The organism is Mycoplasma ovis str. Michigan, from assembly GCF_000508245.1.
GTDB classification, from domain to species: Bacteria; Bacillota_I; Bacilli_A; order Mycoplasmatales; family Mycoplasmoidaceae; genus Eperythrozoon_A; species Eperythrozoon_A ovis.
On record NC_023062.1, the window covers coordinates 316,330 to 339,643 of the forward strand.

The 23,314-nt window shown below is 32.6% G+C and carries 17 protein-coding genes; all 17 read left to right on the top strand.

Annotated elements, in window-relative coordinates; translation table 4 throughout:
* Nucleotides 1-86: 86 nt before the first annotated feature.
* The 17 genes from MR07_RS01745 (at nt 87) to MR07_RS01830 (ending at nt 23,183) form a co-directional block, all read left to right on the top strand.
* A complete protein-coding gene (locus MR07_RS01745; RefSeq protein WP_024071162.1) occupies nt 87-620 on the top strand; it encodes a hypothetical protein in 534 nt (177 codons plus the stop codon).
* Complete coding sequence (locus MR07_RS01750) at nt 620-2,527, top strand: hypothetical protein (RefSeq protein WP_024071163.1); 1,908 nt, start codon at nt 620-622, stop codon at nt 2,525-2,527. The genes MR07_RS01745 and MR07_RS01750 overlap by 1 nt, the downstream gene beginning before the upstream one ends.
* Nucleotide 2,528: 1 nt before the next feature.
* Entirely contained in the window at nt 2,529-3,134 is a 606-nt protein-coding gene (locus MR07_RS01755; RefSeq protein ID WP_024071164.1) for an MPN555 family protein chaperone, read from the top strand.
* Complete coding sequence (gene eno, locus MR07_RS01760) at nt 3,135-4,676, top strand: phosphopyruvate hydratase (RefSeq protein WP_024071165.1); 1,542 nt, start codon at nt 3,135-3,137, stop codon at nt 4,674-4,676. It abuts the gene before it with no gap.
* 35 nt (nt 4,677-4,711) lie between these two features.
* Nucleotides 4,712-5,695 carry an ATP-dependent 6-phosphofructokinase gene (locus MR07_RS01765; RefSeq protein ID WP_024071166.1) on the top strand — a complete coding sequence of 328 codons (984 nt, stop codon included), beginning with the start codon at nt 4,712-4,714 and terminating at the stop codon, nt 5,693-5,695.
* Between the two features lie 2 nt (nt 5,696-5,697).
* The gene (gene pyk / locus MR07_RS01770) at nt 5,698-7,275 is read left to right on the top strand and encodes a pyruvate kinase (protein ID WP_024071167.1); all 1,578 of its coding nucleotides are present in this window, start codon (nt 5,698-5,700) and stop codon (nt 7,273-7,275) included.
* Between the two features lie 4 nt (nt 7,276-7,279).
* A complete protein-coding gene (rpoC, locus tag MR07_RS04105) occupies nt 7,280-15,220 on the top strand; it encodes a DNA-directed RNA polymerase subunit beta' (protein ID WP_024071168.1) in 7,941 nt (2,646 codons plus the stop codon).
* Nucleotides 15,221-15,455: 235 nt separating this feature from the next.
* On the top strand, nt 15,456-16,793 hold the full coding sequence (locus tag MR07_RS01785) for a hypothetical protein (RefSeq protein WP_043901174.1): 1,338 nt from the start codon (nt 15,456-15,458) through the stop codon (nt 16,791-16,793).
* A gap of 95 nt (nt 16,794-16,888) precedes the next feature.
* A complete protein-coding gene (locus tag MR07_RS04365) occupies nt 16,889-17,050 on the top strand; it encodes a hypothetical protein (protein ID WP_158432915.1) in 162 nt (53 codons plus the stop codon).
* Nucleotides 17,051-17,199: 149 nt separating this feature from the next.
* Nucleotides 17,200-17,832, top strand: coding sequence for a hypothetical protein (locus MR07_RS01795; RefSeq protein ID WP_024071170.1), 633 nt, complete (start codon nt 17,200-17,202; stop codon nt 17,830-17,832).
* A 147-nt stretch (nt 17,833-17,979) separates the two neighbouring features.
* The gene (locus MR07_RS01800; protein ID WP_144079554.1) at nt 17,980-18,480 is read left to right on the top strand and encodes a hypothetical protein; all 501 of its coding nucleotides are present in this window, start codon (nt 17,980-17,982) and stop codon (nt 18,478-18,480) included.
* A 224-nt stretch (nt 18,481-18,704) separates the two neighbouring features.
* Nucleotides 18,705-20,081 carry a hypothetical protein gene (locus MR07_RS01805; protein WP_024071172.1) on the top strand — a complete coding sequence of 459 codons (1,377 nt, stop codon included), beginning with the start codon at nt 18,705-18,707 and terminating at the stop codon, nt 20,079-20,081.
* A gap of 182 nt (nt 20,082-20,263) precedes the next feature.
* Nucleotides 20,264-20,590, top strand: a complete 327-nt coding sequence (locus tag MR07_RS01810) for a hypothetical protein (protein WP_024071173.1) — start codon at nt 20,264-20,266, stop codon at nt 20,588-20,590.
* A gap of 363 nt (nt 20,591-20,953) precedes the next feature.
* A complete protein-coding gene (locus MR07_RS01815) occupies nt 20,954-21,295 on the top strand; it encodes a hypothetical protein (RefSeq protein ID WP_024071174.1) in 342 nt (113 codons plus the stop codon).
* A 72-nt stretch (nt 21,296-21,367) separates the two neighbouring features.
* Complete coding sequence (locus tag MR07_RS01820; protein WP_024071175.1) at nt 21,368-21,943, top strand: hypothetical protein; 576 nt, start codon at nt 21,368-21,370, stop codon at nt 21,941-21,943.
* Nucleotides 21,944-22,395: 452 nt separating this feature from the next.
* A complete protein-coding gene (locus tag MR07_RS01825) occupies nt 22,396-22,599 on the top strand; it encodes a hypothetical protein (protein WP_024071176.1) in 204 nt (67 codons plus the stop codon).
* Between the two features lie 59 nt (nt 22,600-22,658).
* On the top strand, nt 22,659-23,183 hold the full coding sequence (locus tag MR07_RS01830) for a hypothetical protein (protein ID WP_024071177.1): 525 nt from the start codon (nt 22,659-22,661) through the stop codon (nt 23,181-23,183).
* The last annotated feature ends 131 nt before the right edge of the window (nt 23,184-23,314 follow it).

Genomic DNA, 23,314 nt, shown 5'->3' on the forward strand with positions numbered 1-23,314 from the left:
TGTTGGTTTCTTAAATTTAAAAAAGGGTGTTATTCTCTAATTTTTGTTCCTTCTTTTAAGACTTAGATTACTGTTGGAGGGGGAAAATGAAGGAACAAGAGAGTAATACTAAAACAAACTTATCTGATAAAGAAATAGAGGACATAATTATTAAATTATTAGCTGTAGACCCCAAGCCTGTTCCATTAAATGTTTTAAAGTCTAAGTTTTTTAGATATATTAGATTCCATCACCCTAAAGAATTTCTTCCAGAAGAATTATTTTCTAAATCTTTAAATTCGCTGAAACAAAGATATGTTATAGGTGAAAATCAATATGGTAAATGATATATTGACTATTTAGACTATAGGCCTAGTGGTAGATTTGGATTCGGATATTTAGACATTGATGCAAGTGGCAACGGTTTCATAACCATAAAGCAGAAAGATCAGAAATTTAAAAAGTCTTCCCATTTTGTTCATAAGAAGAATTTAAATGGGGCAAAATCAGGAAATTATGTGAAATTTGAAGAACTGGAACCTAGATTTAAAAAAAAGAGAATATCAAGATTTTCTTTAGTTGATGCAAGTATTGTTGAGATATTAGAAAATTCAGATTCTAATTCTCAACCCCCTAATTAATGTCCATAATAACTTCTCGATCTAAGGATAGAACTGAACCTTTATTTTCAGCACCAAACCAACAACTCAATACCCCGGCGGAAATTTGTAAGGCAAAGATAACTAATGATCTGGGAATTACTGCTGAAGCTCCTAGACAAAGTCAAAGGATCTTTGCTCTATTTAAGCTATTTTCCTATTATCTTGTAAGATCAGAGGCCAAATCCTTTATAGCACTAAAGATTATAGAAATATCTGAAAAGCTTCAAGATAGATACAGAGAAAACATTTCCTGTATCAATGAGGCTTTAAAAGAATCTGGTTTAAAGCCAACAGCAGAATTGCAAAAGCAAGTTGGTTTTATAAATCAAAAAGATTTGGTCGAGTTTAAGGATGGAGAAGAACAAATTAATTTTTTAAAACAATTACTTTTCTATTACGACAGAAGAAAAGAGGGTCATTTAGAGTTACCAATTTCTACCTTGAAATTAAATATTGCATCTTTGAAAAAGATAGAGGAAGACTCCTTTGAGTGTTATTTAAGATTACTGGATGTTAATTATGAACTCAGAAATACTATTATTGGTGCCGAAAATAAGAAATCAATATATTTCTTAACACAAAAATATGTTGATTTATATACAATCATCGAGCAATCTAAAGAAGAATTTTTAACTGATTTAGAGAAGCTTAGAGAGGATTTGGTTGAGGAATATTATGACATTATGAGAAACTTCTCTCTTCCATCAAATAAATTGCTTAACTTTAGATTATTTATTCAAAAGAAGCTGGAATCCAGAATGTATGAAGCTCAATTTTTGAAAATGCAATCAACAAATTCAATTAACTATCAGTTAAATGCCTTAGAAAATAACTGTAATGAATTAAAAAGACAATATCTTTTAAGTCTTAAAGAAATTTCAGCCATAGTTAATTTCTATAAAACAAGAGTAGTCAAGTATCAGACTTTCTTTAGTTTTGAATTGGACAAGTTAATTACATACTTAAAGGAAAACTATTTAAATTTGATAAATATGGTTTATACTAGACTCTCTGAGGCAAAGGATTATTTGAAAGACGAATCTTCTTTCTTTAATCCAGAAGAATTAGATATAGTCCTTACTTTAGAAAAAGAAAAATTGGAGATCAGCTTAAGAGAACTTAAGTTGAAATACTCAAATTTTTTAATTCCTCTTATAAGTTCTTTTGACTCAGAAATAGAAAGTATAGAAAACAAATATTGCTTCAATATGAATTACTCAGAAAAGAGATACACTAATCTAAAAAACTTAAAAAATAAGTCTATTGAAGTCTTAGTTAAGAGATTTGAACAAGAAAAAGAGAGAATGGAGAGAATAATTGAAGAAAAGAAAATGATATTGTCAAATTTGGATGAAAAAATAACTACTGATGTGAATTCAATAGTAGAGGATTTAAGGGAAGAGTGCAATACTATTTGTTGTGATTTACTCAGAGAAAATCAATATTTTTGATCTAAATACAACGCTAAATTCAATTCAGCTTCTAGAGAATATTTTGTAAAGCTTTATTATGAGTATGCACCATATATCAATAGTTGAAAAGAAGGCGAAGAGGGCTGAATGCAAGAATATCTTAAGTTAAAAATAAATCTAGAGTATTTAAGGAAAATAGGATCTTCTGTGAAAGAATTTTCTCCGGAGGGAAGATTTTACATTAAATGCTCTCAACTATTGGATAGTTATTCTAATATCTTTAGAAATGTCTCTTTGCAAAGAGATAGAATAGAGTATGATTCGTTAGTTCAACTAAATACTATTCCTCAAATTGATTACTTAAAAGTGGAGGAAAAGTTAAACAGGAGTTTAAAAGAACTTCAAAAAATTCATAACGAATACTTAAAATTATCAAATGGAGTATTACAAGATTTTAAGGGGATAAAGTCTTAAAATGGGTGAAGCTCCAGTTAGGGTTCCATTAAGATCTAGAATAGTGAGTAAAAAACCTGTTAAGTGAGGTAAAGTTCTTAGAATCGAAAGACTTTACTTTAACGAATCTTTGGTTCAAAATTTTGTTGAATCTTTGAAAGCGAATAGACCTAAAATTTCAGAAGAAGAGATAGAACAAGAAAAAAGAAGAATGATCATGAGAGATAATCTTTTTAACGCAGCTATGGATGAAGTTTCTTCTGCATATACAGTGGAATTTGATGAGTCAGAATTGGCTGAAAAAAAAGAAGAATTCAAGAGAGGTAATTCTAATTTTTCTGAAGAACAAATTGAAAACAATGCAAAAATAATTATCTTCAAGCAATTAATTTACGATGATCTAGCAAAAGATTGGGAAATAGAAGTTACTGATGATTTAGCTAAGCATGTTTTGGAAAATTACTATAAGCAAACAGGTAAGTCCATAAGGGAATACTTTACAGATGCAGAAAAAATGTCTACAGTAAAAGAAAGTGTTTTAGAACAATTGATCACTGAAAGAATCATGAATGCTTTCGGTAGTCACTTTGACGTAAGTGAAGATAACTTAAATTCAGCAAAATCCTAGATGAGTTTTAATATAGAAAATCTTTTTGCATATGAATTAATCGATTCTAGAGGCAATCCTACGGTCGCTTGCATTGCAAAAGTTTCTAAGGGTAAATTAGTAGGTAAAAAATATTATACTGCTAAGGTTTTAGTTCCTTCAGGGGCCTCAACTGGAGTTAGAGAAGCTTTAGAGCTAAGAGACGAAGATCCTTCTAGATTCAACGGAAAGGGAGTTAAGAAAGCTGTTCATTACATAAATTATGTTTTGGGGCCTTCATTGATTGAAAATAATGTAAATCCAGAAAATCAAGCTGAATTAGATCAGTTCTTGATAGATTTGGATGGAACTGATAACAAGTCTAAGTATGGTGCAAACAGCATTTTGGCTGTTTCGCTTTCTATTTCTAAGGCAATAGCTAAAGCAAAGGGAATTCCTTACTATCAATATGTTGCTGAGTTATCTGGTAGTGTTGGAGTTAATAGATTTACTCTGCCTTTGCCAATGGTAAATGTAATTAATGGTGGAGCTCACTCTGACAACACTTTGGATTTCCAAGAATTCATGATAATTCCTGTTGGCGCCTCTTCAATGCATGAAGCAATAAGAATTTCTGCAGAGTGTTTCCATTCTTTAGCTAAGTATTTAAAAGAAAAAGGTTTAAGTACGGCTAAAGGTGATGAAGGTGGATTTGCGCCAAATCTTAATTCCACAGAGGAGGCTTTAAATGCATTATTGATTTCAATTGAAAAGGCTGGTTACAGACCTGGAGTTATCCATGGACACGTAGCTATAGCATTAGACTGCGCCGCTAGTGAATTATATGACAATGAAACCAAGCAATATAAATTTAAGAAAGCTATTAAAGCTGGTTTGGTTTCTAAGGAAGGGGGAACTAAGACTAGTGAACAAATGGTGGATTACTACGTAGAGTTAGTCAATAAGTATCCAATTATTTCTATTGAAGATCCATTAGCAGAAGGAGATTTTGAAGGTTTCGCTTTGTTGCAAAGTAAGATAGGAAAGCAAATTCAAATTGTTGGAGATGATCTTTACTGTACTAATCCAGAATTAACAAGAATGGGTATTGAAAAGAAATTAACTAATTCTGTATTGATTAAGGTAAATCAAATTGGAACTTTAACTGAAACATTAAAAACTATGCAATTAGCTAAAAATGCAGGTTGATCTTGTATAGTATCTCACAGATCAGGAGAAACTGAAGATACTACCATAGCAGATATAGCAGTTGGTACTTCTGCTGGGCAAATTAAAACCGGCTCTTTCTCCAGATCTGAAAGAACAGCTAAATACAATAGATTGGCTGAAATAGAAATAGAATTAACTTCTTCTAATTCAAGTTTCTATGGACTATATAGTTTGTTCAGTTTGGATTTCAACAATTCTGAACTTTTCCAACCTAAAAGATATCTGATAAATTCTGACACCGGAGAAATTAATGTTGAGGAGTTAAGTCCAGACAAAATAGAAACTTCAAGAGAAGAAAGAATATTACCAGAAGGAGGGGGTAATACAGATGCGCCAAATCTTCAAAATAAATAGGTATTAGTATTTTCTTTTGTTAACTTAGCTACTTGGTGAGGAAGGTAGCTATTCTCACTTCTGGAGGTGATTCTCCAGGAATGAATAGCTCTCTTTATTCATTTAGTAAATTAGCAACATCAAAAAATTTTGAGGTTATTTATGTCCAAGATGGATATCAAGGACTTATTGAAAAAAGATATGCCAATTTAAATCTTGGATGTCTTAGGGAAAAAACTTACAATGCTGGGACTGTAATAGGTTCTAGTAGATCCTCACAATTTAGATCTTCCGCAGAGCTAAGAGAATGCGGAATCAAGGCTCTTAAAGATAAGGGTGTTGAAGCATTAGTTGTATTGGGCGGAAATGGTTCTTATGAGGGGGCAAAATTAATTTCTCAATCAGGATTACCAGTTATTCTTCTTCCGGCGACTATTGACAACGATGTAAGTTCGACTAAATACACTATTGGTTTTTTCTCCGCTTTGGAAGAAATTGGACAAGCAATAAAAAAGATTTGATACACTGCCAATTCGCACTCACAGCTAACTATTGTTGAGGTTATGGGAAGAGATTGTTCAGATTTAGGAGTAATGGCTTCTTTTTCTTCCCCATTAGTTGAATTAGTAATTACTCAACAAAATGTTCCTAGTTATGAACAATTAAGAGACAAGATTAAAGAGATCAAAAGTTTTAAAGGAAATAAGGGATTAGTTATTGTTGTAGTTGAAAAAATTTTGGGAGTGATTAAACTCCCTTCAATGTCTGAATTGACTAAGAAATTGGAAGAAGATCTTGGTTTTACAGTTAGGGGATGTTCTTTAGGTCATGTTCAAAGAGGCGCAACTCCTACTACTTGGGAAATGTATGTGGCATCATCTTTTGGAGTAGAGGCATTCAATTCTTTTGAAAAAAGAGAATTTAATGTGGCTATAGGGTTTGATGGAGATAGCTTTTACAGAACTAATCTATCAGAATTGATAGACAAGAGTAAAGGCGACAGAACTTCTTTGGTTGAATTTAAGTGCAAGTTTTCGTAGTTATGTCTAACTTTAAGTTAGGCTGTACTAAGATAGTTGCCACAATTGGTCCATCAATTACTTTAAAGTTACACACTAATTCTCAGAGAGATAGGTCCAATCCTGATTATTTAGAAGTACTTAATTTATTCACTGAACTATTTTTTAAGGGATTAAGTTGCATTAGATTTAACTTTTCACATTCTAATAATGAAGAAAGATTATTTAGATTACAACTTTGAAGAGAGGCCAAGGCTGAATTTTACCGAATTTTTAACAGAATAGATGATCAAGGCAATTCTCCATATAAGTTCAAATTTTTGTTTCCAATTGCTGAGCTAGCAGACACTAAAGGACCAGAAATCAGAGTATGAGACATGCAAGATAAATCAAAGGGACAACTTTATAAAAGGGGAGATATCGTAAAAATCTACTGCAAAGATAAGAAAGCTGGAGATCAAAATTGTTTTTCAGTTACAGACTCTACAGCTAAATACAATATGGCATTGGATTGTTCCGTTGGATCAAAAATATTAGTTGATGATGGAAAGTTATCTTTTCTGATTCAATCTGTTGATGTTGATTCAGGCGTTGTTGTTGCAATGGCGGAAAATGATCATTTCTTGAAGGGAAATAAAAGAGTTAATCTGCCAAATGCAGATTATTCACTTCCATTTGTTAGTGAAAGAGATAGAGGGGACATTTTATTCTCTTTAGAACAAGGTTTCCAATTTATTGCTCTTTCTTTTGTTAATAAATTAGAAGATATTTTGGAAGTTAAAAAATTAATCAAAGAAAATAGTTCGGGAAAGAATCTTCCTCTGATTATTTCAAAAATAGAAACCACTCAATGTTTAAAAAACATAGATTCAGTTATTTCTGAATCTCATGGAATTATGATAGCGAGAGGAGATCTTGCACTAGAAAGTCCTTATTATCTTGTGCCTTATTGAACTAAAGAAATTTTGAGAAAGACTGCAAGAGAAAAGAAGCCTGCAATAGTTGCTACTCAAATGTTGGACTCTTTGGAAAGAAATGTAGTTCCTACTAGAGCGGAAGTATCAGATGTTTATAGAGCCGCAGAATTAACTGCTGACTGTACTATGCTTTCTGGGGAAACAGCTCAAGGACTTTTCCCACTAATAGCCGTTTCAACTATGTCTGAAGTTATTAAGGCCGCGGAAAAGCAAGGCAACTATGAAAAGATTTTTAAGCATTTCTATAGAGAAAATAAATCAGATAGATTGAAAAGTTTGGGAGATCAATTGTTTTTAGAAATTAATAAGTTTAGTTCGGTTGTTTCTTGCTTTTTATTCTCTGATGAACTTTTAGAAGAAGAGTTAAATCAACTATCTTCTTTAAAACTACCTTTTCCATTTGTAGTTTTCTATAGAAAAAGTAATTATCAAGAAGCTGAGGGGGATTTTGAACTTAAATGTAGTGCATTAAACAGAGGAGTTTATAAGATTGCATTGGTAGGATCAAAAGATGAGTCTCTTGAAGATTGCTCTAAAGCTTTCCTACATCTTTGTGGATATTCAAGTTCAGGCAATTTAGTTGCATTTTACAAGGCCAAGAATATTCAATTAGTAAATCTCTAGCTTTTTGAACTACACATTCAAGAATGTTAATTCCCTTGTAGCGAGGATAGACTTTTCCAAATTCTCCTCAGGGGAGTTTACTCCTCCTAATTTGAGGGGAATTCAGATAGGAGCTTATCGAGAATTCTTATCCAAAGGTTTAGAGGAATTAGTCTCTAGATACTTTCCAATTGTTTCTTCTTCCGGAAATATAAAGGTACTCCTAGAGGGTATTGTTTCTAAACAACCACAAATAACTGAAGAACAAGCTGTAGATAAGTCTGAAAGTTATCAAGTTGCTCTCTATTTAAAGCTACGACTTATATCAAATTTCCGTTCAGAATCAGATGAAGGAAAAGTTTCTGAAATTTTCTTCGGACACATTCCTATATTCTCTTCTTCATGTAATTTCATTATCAACGGTACTGAAAAGTTTGTAATCAGCCAAATTGTTAGATCGCCAGGTTTATATGTTCTGAACAAAGCACAAATTAGATTATCTAATTCCAGAAAAAGAACACAAGAAGGAATTGTTTGTGAATTACTTCCAGTAAAAGGTGCCCTAATTTTATTCCACCTTCCAAACGATAAATCTGGGAAACCATCAATTAAGTTATTGGCAAGAAACACTTCTGGTAACAATGCTATTTCTTTACCAGTGACTACATTTATGAAGGCTTTTGGTTTTACCCAAGAAATGATTCAAGACATTTTTGTTGATCATCCAGAGGTTCTATCTTCTCTTAATCAAGAAGTATTTAATACAGAAGAACTAAAAGCTGAACCTATTTTTGTCTCCATTATTAATGAATTGTCAACTGCTAAAAATACTCAAAAATTGCGAGAAACCTCTAGGGGTTGGATTAAACACACTCTTTATTCACTTTGTGTTGAATATTACGAGCTAGAAAAAACAACTAATAAATCTAAGAAAAAAGATCTTCTAGAAAAGATATATATAGAGTTAGCTGCTAGAGCTGTTACTAGCTCTCTATCTATTAGTCCTGAAGTAGCAAGAAGAGAAGTAACTTCTTATCAAGAGTTACTTTGGTCTTATCTATTTGACAAGTATTATTACAACATCCTTCCTGCCGGAAGATACAAACTAAATCACAAGCTTTCGGTTTGAGAAAGAATGAAGAGTAGATATTTAGCTGAAGATGTGTATGGAAATGATGGAAAAGTTTGATTTAAGAAAGATACATTTATGGACTTTGATAATCTTACAGCTTTCAAGGAAGCGGCTGTTGCAGGAAAGTTAAAGATTAGAGAAAGTTTCAAACCGGTTAGAGTTTTTGAAGATGCTCAAGGAAGATACAAAATATTTGAAGAAATGTACTATGAAAAAGTTTGAGTTTATTCTATGGGAATTGGTTCAACTAAAGTTCCTGTAATTGGAACACCTTATCTTCCTGACTCTACCCCATTCACTCAGTCAGATGTAATAGCAATACTTTCTTACATAGTTCAACTTAAGAATAAAGTTGGAGACTATGATGACATTGAAAATCTAGGTAATAAAAGACTGAAATTAATAGATGAATTGCTTGAAAACAGAATTGTATTAGCTTTGGCAAGAATACAAAAGTTTTCTGTAGATAAGATGAATAGTCTTGAAGCAAAGCTAAACTATTTCTCTCTTAAGGATGGCGAGTTAGATGATTACTTTTCCCTTAGTTCAATTGTTAATACTAAGCCATTCCAAATAGTAATTAAGGAGTTTTTCAATTCTCACCAATTAGTTCAATTCCTAGATCAACAAAATACTCTTTCCGAGATTACTAACAAGAGAAAGATTTCTGCTATGGGTCCCGGTGGAATTAAGAGAGAAGACCCTAATTTGAACATTAGGGACGTTCACTATTCCTATTATGGAAGAATTTGTCCAATTGAAACTCCTGAAGGTATGAATATTGGATTGATTATGGCCTTGGCATCTCTCGCAAGAGTTGACCAATATGGTTTCTTAAATACTCCTTACTACAAAGTTAAGGGCGGAAAGGTTACCAATGAATTAATTTGACTGAATTCAATTCAAGAAAGAAACTTTTATATTGCAGAAGCTACTACACCTAGAAATGAATCATCAGAATTAATTGGACTAGTAACTGTAAGAAGAAATGAAGAAGTAGAGTCTGTCTCTCCAGAGGAAGTTCATTTTATTGATGTAGATTGTTCTCAAATCACATCAATTTCAGCTTCTTTAATTCCGTTTTTGGAACATGACGATGCAAACAGAGTATTAAAGGGAGCGAACATGCAAAGACAAGCTGTTCCTTTACTTTCACCTAGATCTCCTATTGTCGCAACAGGAGCTGAAAGCAGAATAGCTAAGGATTCTGGAATTGTTATTTTTGCAGAAGAAGATGGAGAAATTACTTATTTAGATAGCTCAAAATTAGTAGTTAAATACACGGGAACTGAAATTAAGGAAAAGACTTACATTCTACAAAAATTTGGAAAAACTAATCAAAATACATGTAGAAATCAATTAATAGTTCCTAGGGATAACAGAAAAGTTAAGAAGGGAGATATTTTGGTAGATGGACATGCAATTCACAATGGAGAGTTGGCTCTAGGTCAAAATATCTTAGTTGCCTTCACAACCTGATACGGTTACAACTATGAAGATGCTATTATTCTTTCTTCCAGATTAGTTCAAGAAAATGTATACACATCTCTACACATTCAGGAATACACCATTGATTGCATGAGAACAAAAATAGGTGATGAAGAAATTACTAGATTTATTCCAGGTTGTTCTCCTGAAGACAAAAAATATTTGGATGAAGATGGAATTGTCCTAGTCGGAGCCGCAGTTAAAGAAGGTGATATTTTAGTAGGTAAAACTTCTCCTAAAGCTTCTGGAGAAGTCAGTGCAGAAGAAAAACTATTGCAAGCAATCTTTGCTGAAAAGGCAAAGAGTGTTAAGGATAGCTCTTTGAGATTGCCTGCTGGCTCTGAGGGAATAGTTACAAAGATTCTTAGATACTCTGTTGTTAAGGGCGATAGGTTAGGGGATGATGTTTTGGAAACTATTAAGGTTTACGTAACTTCAAAGAGAAATATCCAAATTGGAGACAAGATGGTAGGTAGACACGGTAACAAGGGAATTGTTTCAAAAGTAGTTCCGGTAGAGGATATGCCTTATTTGGAAGATGGTACTCCTGTTGATATTCTTTTGAATCCTCTTGGTGTTCCATCAAGAATGAATATTGGGCAAATATTGGAAAGTTACCTTGCCTTTTCAGCTAGAAAATTGGTATTCAATAAGTTATTAAAGGCTCATTTTGAAAATAATTTGGATCAATTAGTCACTTTATTCTCTAAATCTAAGTCTTCTCTTTATTCCCTAGAAAAAACATTAGATAGTTACTTAAAAGAAAAGGAAATTAAGAATCTAACAGATGCAAAGGAAAAATTAACTCAATTAGATTTTTCAATCATCTTGTCTAGATCAGGATTTAGATATGACGAACTAGAAATTAAGGTATTAACTCCTATTTTTGCTGGATGCAAAAATGCTGACTTAATAGAAATAATGAAGGAGGCTGGAATTGATCATTCTGCAAATAACGGAAGATTCACATTGTTTGATGGTAGAACTGGAGAGAAATTTAAAGATCCAATTTCAGTTGGAGTCATCTATATGTTGAAGTTGGATCACATGGTTGATGACAAGATATATGCTAGATCAGTAGGACCTTACTCCAAGATTACTCAACAACCATTAGGTGGTAAGTGTCAAAATGGTGGTCAAAGATTTGGTGAAATGGAGGTTTGAGCTATGGAGGCTTATGGAGCTGCTTACAACCTTAGAGAGTTACTGACTATCAAGTCTGATGACATCCAAGCTAGAAATCTTATTTACTACTCAGTTATTAAGGGACAAGTGTTGCCCGCACCTGGAATCTCTGAATCATTCAAGTTATTAGTCAAGAAATTGCAAGCCCTTGGATTAAGAGTAAATATTCAATATGGCCCTAATAAGCAATTAATTAGCTTTGATAACTATCTAGCAAAAAGAACTAAGTTAAATGAAAAGATTCAGTTCTTAACTTGAAGCAATCAAGCTAAAAAGGAAGAAATAGAAAGAAGTAAGAGATGAGAAAACTTTAGTTTAGCTACTCAAGAAGATGAAGACTTAACTATTAATGGAATTCAAGTAAGTATTACTTCACCTGAATATTTACTTTCATTATCTAGAGGAGAGGTAAAATCTGCGGAAACTATTAACTATAAGACATTTAAACCAGAAAAAGGTGGTTTATTCTGCGAAGCTATCTTTGGTCCTGTGAGAGACTATGAGTGTTTCTGCGGTAAATACAAAAGAGTTAGATACAGAGGTAAATATTGTGAAAAGTGTGGGGTATGCATTACAGAATCTTTAGTTAGAAGAGAATGAATGGGACATATATCTCTTGCTTGCCCTATTGCTCACATTTGGATGATCAAAGAATTACCTTTACCATCAAAGGTTTCTTTGGTTCTGGATATTAAGTACAAAAGCGTTGAAGAAGTTGTTTACTTTGTTAACTATATAGTTACTGAAGTAAATGACATTGGTTTTGACCATAAAGAATTATTTAAGAAATTAGAAATTGTTAATGTATCTGATCAGTCTAGCCCTCTAAAGTCTCTAGTTAAGTTAAGAAAACTTCTTAGATTAATTTGTGAAGATATAGAGAAGAAAGATTCTGAAGGCAAGGAATCTCTCGCTTATCAACAAGGTAAGTCTTACTATAAAGCTTTATCTTCATCTAACCTTCCTTTCTCATTATTTGATGTCTTTGAATACATATACAAATACAGTGGAATAAAAATAGGTACTGGAGCAGAAGCTATTTATGAATTGTTAAAGAAAGTTGACTTAGATTCCCTAGAACATTCAATTCAAAAGCAATTGAAAAAGGATGGACTTAATCATTCAGATGTAAAAACTAAGAGACTTCTAGTTAGATTAGAGGTAGTAAGATGATTCAAGTCTTCAGGAAATAAGCCTGAATGAATGATTCTAAAAAATCTATTAGTTCTACCCCCTAACTTAAGACCTATAGTTCAACTTGAAGCTGGTAGATTTACAACCAGTGACTTGAATATCTTCTATAGAAGAATCATTATCAGAAACGAAAGACTGAAGAAAATCTTGAGTCTAAATGTTACTTCCATTATTGCAAATAATGAAAAAAGAATGTTGCAAGAAGCTGTAGACTCTCTAATTGATAATGCAAGTAGAAAGAAACCATTAGTTTCTAAAGATAAACACTTACTGAAGTCTCTAACAGATCACCTAAAAGGTAAACAAGGACTTTTCAGACAAAACTTATTGGGTAAGAGAGTTGACTATTCTGGTAGATCTGTTGTTGTTGTGGGACCAGAATTGAAACTACATCAAGTTGGGTTACCTATTCTAATAGTTCTAAAACTCTTCAAACCTTTCATCATCAGAGAGTTAATTAGAAGTTATATAGATGAATCTACTGGTTTGAGAACTCAAATTGCTCAAAACATTAAATTAGCTGAACAAATAATAGATAACCAAGAAGATATCTTGTGACCAGTAGTTCACAAAGTTATTCAAGAAAGACCTGTATTGCTAAACAGAGCTCCGACTCTTCACAGCTTGGGAATTCAAGCTTTTGAACCTGTAATTGTAGAGGGTAAAGCTATTTGCCTACACCCTCTTGTAACTACTGCCTTCAATGCTGACTTTGACGGTGACCAAATGGCTGTTCACCTTCCTTTGTCTGATGAAGCAGTTAAGGAAGCAAGACAAATATTGCTTTCTCATTGACATGTATTAGCTCCTAAGAATGGTCAAGCAATATTGGTCCCTTCTCAAGACATGATTTTGGGTCTCTACTATCTAACTAACAGCAGAAAAGGATTTAAGGGTGAAGGAAGGTTGGTCTCTTCTATAGAAGAAACTAAATATCTATATGATTCAGGAGATATTGACTTAAATGCATTTATTGCTATCCCAACATCTGTATTCCCTCACAAGAAGTGACCTAAAGAAGGTTTGTTGATTACTACTGCGGGGAAGATAATTTTCAACTCTATTCTTCCTGAAGACTATAGATATATCAATGATTCTTACAAAAACTTCCTTTCAGAAGAAGATATTCTAGACACTACTGAAAATTACAGAGAGATAATTCAAAGCAAGCCAGAAAAGAATCCATTTAGCAAACATGTAATTCAAACAGTTATTGAGGAAGTGTATGAACAATACCCTATAGAAAGAACTTCTGTTGTATTAGACAATATAAAGAGTCTAGGATTTGAGTTTTCAACAAAATCCTGTATTACCATCTCTCCTTTTGATATTCCTAGATTTACAGATTCCTACAAATCTGAATTGATAGAACAAACTGAAGAAAAAGTTAGAGCTCAAAAGGAATACTGTGAATTAGGAATGATTACAGAAGATGAAAGATACAAGAGAGTAATCACTCTTTGATCTAATGTGAAGGATCAAGTTTCTGAAAAAGTTAAGGAGTGATTTAGAGGAGATATGTACAAAGATAATCCTATGGCTATCATGGAAAGATCTGGAGCTAGAGGAAGCCTATCTAACTTCGTTCAACTTTCAGGTATGAGAGGGTTAATGAACAGATCATATAACTATGGTCAAGTGACTGATTCCAAGATCATTAAGGACGTAATAGAAGTTCCTATTAAGCATTCCTTCGTAGAAGGATTAAACATGATTGAATACTTCAACTCTTCTTATGGTTCTAGAAAAAGTATGGCAGACACTGCAGTTAAAACTGCTAAGTCTGGTTATATGACTAGAAAATTGGTAGATACCTCTCAAGAAGTTATTGTTAAGTCATTAAACTGTAAGGCTCATAAAGGATTGATTGTTAAGGCAATACTTGCTGGAAAATCCAATAAAGAAGTTAAGTCTTTTGAGGAGAGAATTAGATATAGAGTTGCATTTAAAGATGTAATTTCTCCTAAGGATGGTTCTGTTCTTTGCCCAGCAGGAGAATTTATTACTGCTGAGATTGCTCAGAAGATAGTAGATTCAGGAATTACATCTTTGGAAATTAGAAGCGTGTTCCATTGCCTTCAAAAACAAGGAGTATGTCAAAAATGTTTTGGTTACCACCTAACAACTAAAAAACCTATAGAGATTGGTACAGCAATTGGAATAATTGCTGCACAGTCTGTTGGTGAACCTGCTACTCAATTGACCATGAGAACGTTCCACTTGGGTGGGGTTGCTGGGGAACAAAATATTGCTCAAGGATTTGAAAGACTAAAGCAATTGTTTGACATAGTTTCTTTGAGCAAGTGAGAAGGAGTTGCTTTAAGTGAAATTAGCGGAACTGTTACTTCAATTGAAAATAAGGAAGAATTAAAGGTTATTAAGGTTCAAAATAACTACTCAACCAGAGTGTATGAAGTAGAGTTGGATGTTCCTCTTCTGGTTAAGGAAGGAGATGTAGTTTCATTCGGAGATAGATTAACTGATGGAAATGTGGATCTGAAGAAACTACTTGAAGTTGCTGGACTAGATAGAGTGAGGGATTATATGGTGGAACAAATACTAGAAGTTTACTGACTACAAGGTATAGATATTGCAGACAAATACATAGAGTTAATTGTTAACCAATTAACCTCTAAGTGGAGAATTAACTTTGAAGGAGACTCTAAGTGAAGTATTGGGGAAGTGGTAGACTTTAATGATTACTATAGGGAAACAACTAAGTTGTTGTTGGACAAAAAGAATCCTCCAATAGCTTTCCCAATACTTCTTGGACTTGAAGAAGTTCCTGCTAAATCTAACTCATTCTTGGCTGCGGCTTCCTTCCAAGATACCAAGAAGATTTTGATTGATGCCTCTGTAAAAGCTCAAGTAGATGAATTAGTATCCTTGAAAGAAAACATAATTGTTGGAAACTTGATACCTGCAGGAACTGGATTAATACCTGAATTGTTAGAAAGAACTGCCTAGTAAAAACACTCTACTCAGGAAATTAAGTTTTAAGTTTTTAACTTTTCGATAATACTTTTCTAGATCGATTCAAGGAAATAATTTTTAAAAACATTATTTAGAGATCGCTGATATTTAAGGACTTTTATTTTCTATTAACACCGTTATTAAGTTTTTTAAAAATAGAAATAAAATACTAAAAAATTTGTAAATTAGATGCTCTGGAAGAAGTTGCTTCTAGAGTTGGCTACTGTTAGTGGATTGGGGGGGCATCGGAGGTTGATTCGGAGTTAATGGACAAGGCGTTTCGGTTGATTCAGAGGAAGAGACTTCATATTTAAAAAAAGAAGAAGAAACTTTAAGGTTACAAAAGGAATCGAGGAATAATTTAAGTGATGGATGAGGAAAGATATCTGAATTAGATCACACTATTTTAGGTTCTTGAAGATGGCGAAGTGAAGGAGTTGGGGAGGATTTACTCTTTATCAGAGGATGAAATGGGGCTGGTCCACACAAGAGGATATCTAGTGACCAGCACTCTCAGGCAGACAAAGATCTTTGAGGAGGAAGAAAGATTAGTATTGGTCAAGAGTGGTTTGGACCTAGAAGGGTATTTAAAGCTCTTGAAGATATGGAGAAAGTTGATAAAGAAAAATTTAAAAGTTATTGGCCAATAATACAAAAATCAGCACAATATCTGAATCAAGAAGATCTTGATGGAATACAAAGATATTGGAAAAACAGAAGCAGAGATCTAGAAGAAGATATTTTTGGACTATATCATGGTCGAAAATGATGAGCTGACAAATTTGGGATAAAGAAAGGTCAAGACAGGGTAGATCTTGAATTCGATTTTTCTAAGCTTAAGCAAATGTTAAGTAAAACTGAACAAGAATTAAGGGATAAAAAATGAACTTTTGGACAAATATTTCAAAATCCTAAATTAGCTCAGGTTAGACTACTTGGAGATGTAGAAGCAACTGCATTTAATTATTTAAAACATGTTGCTTGACCGGAAGCTGAAGAGGTCAAAAAATTGCAAGAAAAGAAGATAGCTATTGCTGTGCTTGCCTTAATGCTTGGAGAGGAAATAGGTTTTGACTGTGAAAAAGGTGAGGAAGATCATAAGAGTCAATTCTTTGGGGAATGTTCTGCGAAAGTAACAAACGGCGAAGTTCAAGTCAAGAGAGTATTAAAAAGCACTTTAAAACATAAAAATGAATATAAAGTTCCTATGAAGAATCATGGTGGAGCGTGACATCTGCAAAAAACTTTAAAAGATCCACAGGCATTGAAAAAATTAATCCAAATGGATAATATCAAGGACACCTCTTTATTGGATGAAAAATGTGAAGATGCGGCAGCATTATGACAATTTTGGAGTTACGGAGCCACCGAAATTAGGAGAGAAATTTGTGATCAAATATTAAGACCATGATTTGGAGATAGAGTTGACGATAAAAGATTATGTTTATTTGAAGCAAAGGAATTTAAAAATTATTTCAGACTCAATATATATTTACAAGTCCTTGAAATTCCTTTATGAAACAAAAGGAATACTTTTTGGACTAAATGCTCTAACTATGGAATATAAAAAATTTGTTTAATTCATATTTTTACTTTCCCAAAAAGACTTAAGAACTTTAAAATTTAAAAATTAAATTTTAATTACATTTTTGAATCTTTAAGTTGTCTCTTTTAATAAAAGCTTTTACCGGATTCTTTAGTATAGGAGCTATTTCTCTTACTTCTTTTGTTGCAACAAACCAAAATAGAGCATTGAACCTTCTTTCTGATGCCCCCCCCAGAGATAGGCTTGAAAGAAATAACTTATTAGGCAAACTAAATTAGGAGGAGGGCAACAAAATACCTTAGTTTCTTCGCAATTAAGAAAGTATTCTGAGGGAGCTCCAATACAGGGAAGAAGCGCTTCACAAAACGCATCTAAGGAGGACTTAAAAGAGTCCAAAAAACAAGATAATGTTTTATTTATTGATCTATTGTTTGACAGGTTCAATGAATCTCAAGGAGATAGTCCTATTTATTATTTTTGGGAATCAGAAAACTCAAAAGATCAATCCAATAAATCCTATGTGGATTTATACAAATGAGATAATAAAACCAAAATATTCACTTTATCTAAAGAAAAACAAGAATTAACTATTTGGAAATGATGAGGTAAAGGAGGGTTTAAAGTAGGTGACTATGACCTAAATTATTTTTATAAGTTTTCAGAGGATAATTTTTTGAATACAAATTTAAAAGAATATTTTGCTTCAGGAAATGAAACAAATAAATCAGGTTCTTTAATGTGAGGAAGAGGAGTTAATAGAAAAATAGAGAGATATGTTTATACAGGAAAATGAAAAGTGATTAAGTTAGGTGAAGGAACTACCAGTGTAATTCCTGCTATAAACCAATCTCCTCAGGATATTACCTCAGAAAACTTAGAAAGTATAGAACTAGTGAGACCAATTTACTGGTCTAATACTTTAAAAACTTTTGGAGCGACCAAGAGAGATGATACCATAGAAATTAAGAAATATAAAGAATATTTAGATTTCTTGGGATTTAAGTGAGAAGATAACCAAAAACAGGTAGTTTTTAAAGGTTCGGCCCTTAAAAAGAGTTAATTTTGAAAAAACTTTTATCAGCTTAGAACTAAAAACACAGAATAAATCGTGGGAATCCAAGATTCTAAAATCTAAAAAGCTTTTTGTTGATAGTTTTTAGTCCTTAAATTGTCTCTACTAACTAAAACCGTGACTGGGTTTTTTGGCTTGAGTACAATCGCCGTTTCCTCTTTTGCGCTGGCAAATCACAACAGGGAAGTAGTTCCAGTATTTGCTGTTGCCCCCCCCGATGTAATTAAGCAAGTATCCAGTCCAGTTACTGAATCTATACAAGAACTAATGAAGGATGGTGAATACAAAGGTTGTTCCTCTCTTGCGACTAGAGAAGGAAAGGGAAGTCAGTTATATGTGTGTTTGAAAACTACAAATAATGATTCTTATGTTCCACATTTCTATTTTTTCAATAAGAAAGCTTTATCCGGTAAGTTCCCACAAGTAAGTCAAATTACTAATTCCAAAAATAGCTATTCTATAGATATACAGTTAGCGGAAGGTAAGAATGAAAGCTTGACTTATTTCCCATTCTGATTAAGAAATATTTCAAAAAATTCATTAAATCCAGAGGCAGATTGTCAAATTTCCAAGGAAAATTCCTCTTACTCTCTAACCTGCAATAGTAAAAAAGTTCAAACAGGGATTCAAATTTAATTAAGTTTTTTCTAGATTTAATAGAAACCAACTGGTAGGCCTTTTAAGTTAAATCCTTTTCTCCCCCCTCCTTTTTTCAGCCAATCCTGTTAAAGTTAAAAGCTTTAATAACAGCTTTTTACATGATTGTCTAAAAGAACCATTGATTTTTAAAAATATTTAACTCCTGTAATAGATTTATTATTAAAGGTTTAATTTATTTAAAAAAATAAGTAAATCAAAAAATGATTTGGAAGAAGATTCTTTTAGAAATTGGAGCCATAACAGGATTCGATGGTGGGGGCATTGGTGGTTGATTTGGAATTAATAATCAAGGTGTTTTAGTTGAGTCAGAGGAAGAGACTTCATATTTAAAAAGAGAAGAAACTTTAAAGCTACAAAAGGAAGCGAGGAATAATTTAAGTGATGGATGAGGAAAGATAGCCGAGTTAGATCACACAGTGCTAGGATCTTGAAGATGGCAAAGTGAGGGTGTTGGTGAAGATTTACTCTTTATCAGAGGATGAGATGGAGCTGGACCACACAAGAGAATATCTAGTGACAAGCACTCTCAGGCAGACAAAGATCTTTGAGGAGGAAGAAAGATTAGTATTGGGCAAGAGTGGTTTGGACCAAGAAGGGTATTTAAGACACTTGAAGATATGGAAAAAGTTGATAAAGAAAAATTTAAAAGTTATTGGCCCATAATACAAAAATCAGCTCAATATTTAAGTCAAGAAGATCTTGATGGAATTCAAAGATATTGAGCAAATAGAGACAGGGAGCTAGAAGAAGATATTTTTGGTTTATATCATGGTTGAAATTGATGGGCTGAGAAATTCGGGAAAAAGAAAGATAAAGATCAAGTAGATCTTGAATTTGATTTTTCTAAGCTTAAGCAAATGTTGAGTAAAACTGAAAAAGAATTAAGAGATCAAAAGTGAACTTATGGAAGAATATTTCAAAATCCTAGATTAGCTAAGGTAAGACTACTCGGAGACGTTGAAGCAACTGCATTTAATTACCTAAAACATATTGCTTGACCAGAAGCTGAAACAGTTAAAAAATTAAAAGAGAAGAAAATTGCTATTGCCATACTTGCTTTAATGTCTGCAGAAGAAATAGGGTTTGATTGTGACAAAGGAGAACAAAATCATAAGAGTCAATTCTTTGATGAATGTTTGGCGAAAGTAGACAGTTCAGTTAAAGTGAAGAGAGTCTTAAAAAGTACTTGGAAATACAAAAATGAATATTGAGTCCCTCTTAAGAAACATGGTGGTTTGTGACATCTACAAAGACCTTTAAGGGAGAAACCTGTAACTCAACAATTGATAAAAATGAATGATATAAATAGTACTTCCTTACTAGATGAAAAGTGCGAAGAAGCTGTTCCAATGTGACAATTTTGGATTTACGGAGAAACAGAAATTAGAAGAGAAATTTGCGATCAAATAATAAGACCATGGTTCGGAGACTGAATTGACGATAAGAGATTATGTCTAATTGAAACGAAGGAATTTAAAAATTATTTCAGACTTAATACTTATTTACAAGTTCTTGAGATTCCTTTATGAAACAAAAGAAATACTTTTTGAACTAAATGTTCTAATTACGGAATTTAATGCTGATATGGCATAAAGAGCCTAAATTCCTAGAGTAAAAAGCAAAACTTTTAAATAAATAGGAAATTGAATTTCATGTTTCTTAGAAAAAATCTATTTAATTCAATTGATAATTTTTTAGATTGTCGTAAGAGCTTTAAAATCTAAAAATTAAATCCTAACTAAGTTTTTAAGTCTTTAAATTGTCCTTTTTAGCAAAAGCTTTTACAGGATTTTTTAGTATAGGTGCTATCTCACTTACTTCCTTTGTTGTATCAAACCAAACTAAAGCACTAAGTCCTCTTTTCGTTGCCCCCCCCAAAGATAATGTTGAAAACAATAACTTAGACCAAACTGGAGTAGAAAGACAACCAAATACCTTAGTTGCTGCACAACCAAAACAATATTCTGAAGAGCCTCGAATACAGGGAATAAGCGCCTCCAAAAACGACCAAGATGATTCCCAAGAGAACTTAAAAGAGGACAAACAACAAGACAATGTTCTATTTATTGATCTACTGACAGGTTAAACGAATCTCAAGGAGATAATCCTATTTATTATTTTTGAAAATGAGAAAACTCAAAAGATCAATCTCAAAATAAATCTTATGTTGATTTATATCAATGGGATAGTAAGGCTAAAATATTTTCCTTAGCTAAATCCAGACAGGAATTAACTGTCTGGAAATGATGAGGAAAAAGGGGGTGCTTGAGGGAGTGGATTAGACTTACAATACTTCTATAAGTTCCAAGGAGATAACTTTGCAAACACACACTTAAAAGCTTATTTTGATGCAAATTATGAAACGGTTAAAACAAACTTTATTGATAAAGAAAAAGCAAAAGATTCTGCATATGTAGGACAATGGAGAGTAATTAAGTTAGATGAAAGGATGGCAAATTCCATTCCTGCAATCAAGAAAACTCCTAACTTAACTTCAGATAATAAATTAGAAGAAATCCAGTTAGTTAAACCAATTTATTGGTCTAAGAAGCTCAAGAGTTTCTCAGAAGTTCCTTTGGAGGGAGAACAAAAAGAAGGCGTTATTGAACTGAAAAACTATCAACAATATCTAGATTTCTTAGGACTTAAGTGAGATAGTTACAGAAATATGGCAGTATTTGGAGGTGAAGAAAACTTTACTGCAGTCACATCTCCAGAACTAAAGTCAAAAGAATATAAAGATAGTGTTTTATTCGCGACCTCAATACTTGATAGATTAGAAACACATTAGGAAAATAATCTAATCTATTATTTTTCTGGTTGAGAAGAAAGACATAATGAAGAATGAAGGGGACAAAAAAGATTGAAATCTTATGTAGATCTCTATAAAAGAGATAGCAAAGCAAAAATATTTGTTTTATATAAGCCCAAACAAGAATTAACTGTTTGGAAATCTTGAGGCCAAGGAAAAACTTGGGGAGGTGGTTATGATCTTCAATATTTTTACAAATTCTTAGAAGATAAGTTCTTGAATGATAACTGAAGAACATATTATGTTTCGGGAAACAAAACTGATGAATCTCCCTCTTTATTGGGGAGATTGGGACAAAGACAACAGGATCAAGTGAAATATAAAAAGTTTGTCTATGTTGGAAAATGGAAACTTATTGAGTTAGGCAAAGAGCCTTCCCATGTTATTCCTGCCATAAAACCACTAACTAAGGATATAACTAAAGATGGTCTTATAGATATAAAACTAGAAAGACCAATTTATTGGTCTAAAAAATTAAAAAGCTTCGTATTAAATTCTTTTGGAAAGGAAGATGGAGAAACTGTAGAGATTCAGCACTATAAAGATTATCTAGATTTTCTGGGATTAGAGTGAGATCAGGAACAGGGAAGAGCAGTATTTCAAACTTCAGTCCCTAAAAAGAGTTAATTTTGAATAAAGCCTTCAGTAATTTACAATTGCGAACAGAGAATAAAATGCAGGCATAAAAACTTTAAAATCTAGAAAATTTCTTATGGTAGTTTTTAGGACTTAAATTGTCTCTATCAAATAAAACCGTTAACGGTTTTTTGGCTTAAGTGCAGCTTTTGTTTCTTCCTTTGTTTTTGCAAATCGAAATAAGGAATTAGTTCCAGCATTTTCTGTTGCCCCCCCCCACTAAGTTAAACAAACAACTATCACTGCTACTGAAGTCATAAAGGAGTTAGTTAAGATTGGCGAATATAAAGGTTGTGCCACTTTAGTAACTAGTGGAGGAAAGGGAACTCAATTGTATGCATGTTTAAAAACTACAACAAATAACGATTCTTACTGGCCACATTTTTATTTCTTCAATAGAGCAAACAATTTCAACAAGTTCCCGAGAGTAAGTCAAATTTTTAATGTGAAAACAGGTTATTCTACTTTATATAAAGTTAGAGGGAGGTCAAACTAAAAGTTTGACTTATTTCCCATATTGATTAAGAACTATTCAAAAAATCCCATTAATTCCAGAGAAAGATTGTCAGGTTACAAAAGATAGTGATAATTCTTCTCTTTCATTAAAGTGCAACGCAAAAACAGTTCAATCAGGAATTCAAATTTAGTTAAGCTACTTTTTTTTAGAATTAAGAGAAACTAACTTTAAAGTCTCGGCGCCACTTTAATGTCTTACGCCTTACATACTCTTGGTGGATTTTCTGGGCTAGGAATTGTCTCCCTCACCTCTTTAGTTTTGGTGAATTTTGGAAGAGAAACTTTACCACCTGCTTTACCCGCACAAGTAATGGCCGAAATGGATAGCTCAATAGCAGAAGTAATTTCTAAAAATAGTTATAAAGGTTGTTCAGCTTTCTTTCATCACTCCCAAAGTACTTCTTTATATGTATGCTTGAAAGATGATACAAATGAAGTAATTAAACCTCTATTATTTCACTACAGTAGAAAAAGGAACGATAGATTTAAACAAGTAAGTCATTTAATAAAAGAGTCAAAATTTCCTAGCACCATTACGATGCACTTCTTAGACCATACTTCTGAAATTTTGAAATATCCTCCTATCTGGTTGAGAGGTTTGTCAAGTTTTCCTCTTCACCCAGAAAATGATTGTGAAGTTAAGAGTGAAGGAGCATACACATTCAATTTGAGTTGCAAAAAGAATGCAAATTTAAATCAAAGAATTCATCTTTAGATTTTTAAAGTTATTTTTTTAAGTTCAGATTTGGTTTATTCTCTCTTCTCTTTATGCTAGTAGAAATTATTTAGTTATAAACCTTATAGATAGGAGTAAATTGAGCAAATCTTTGAGATTAAAAATTACAA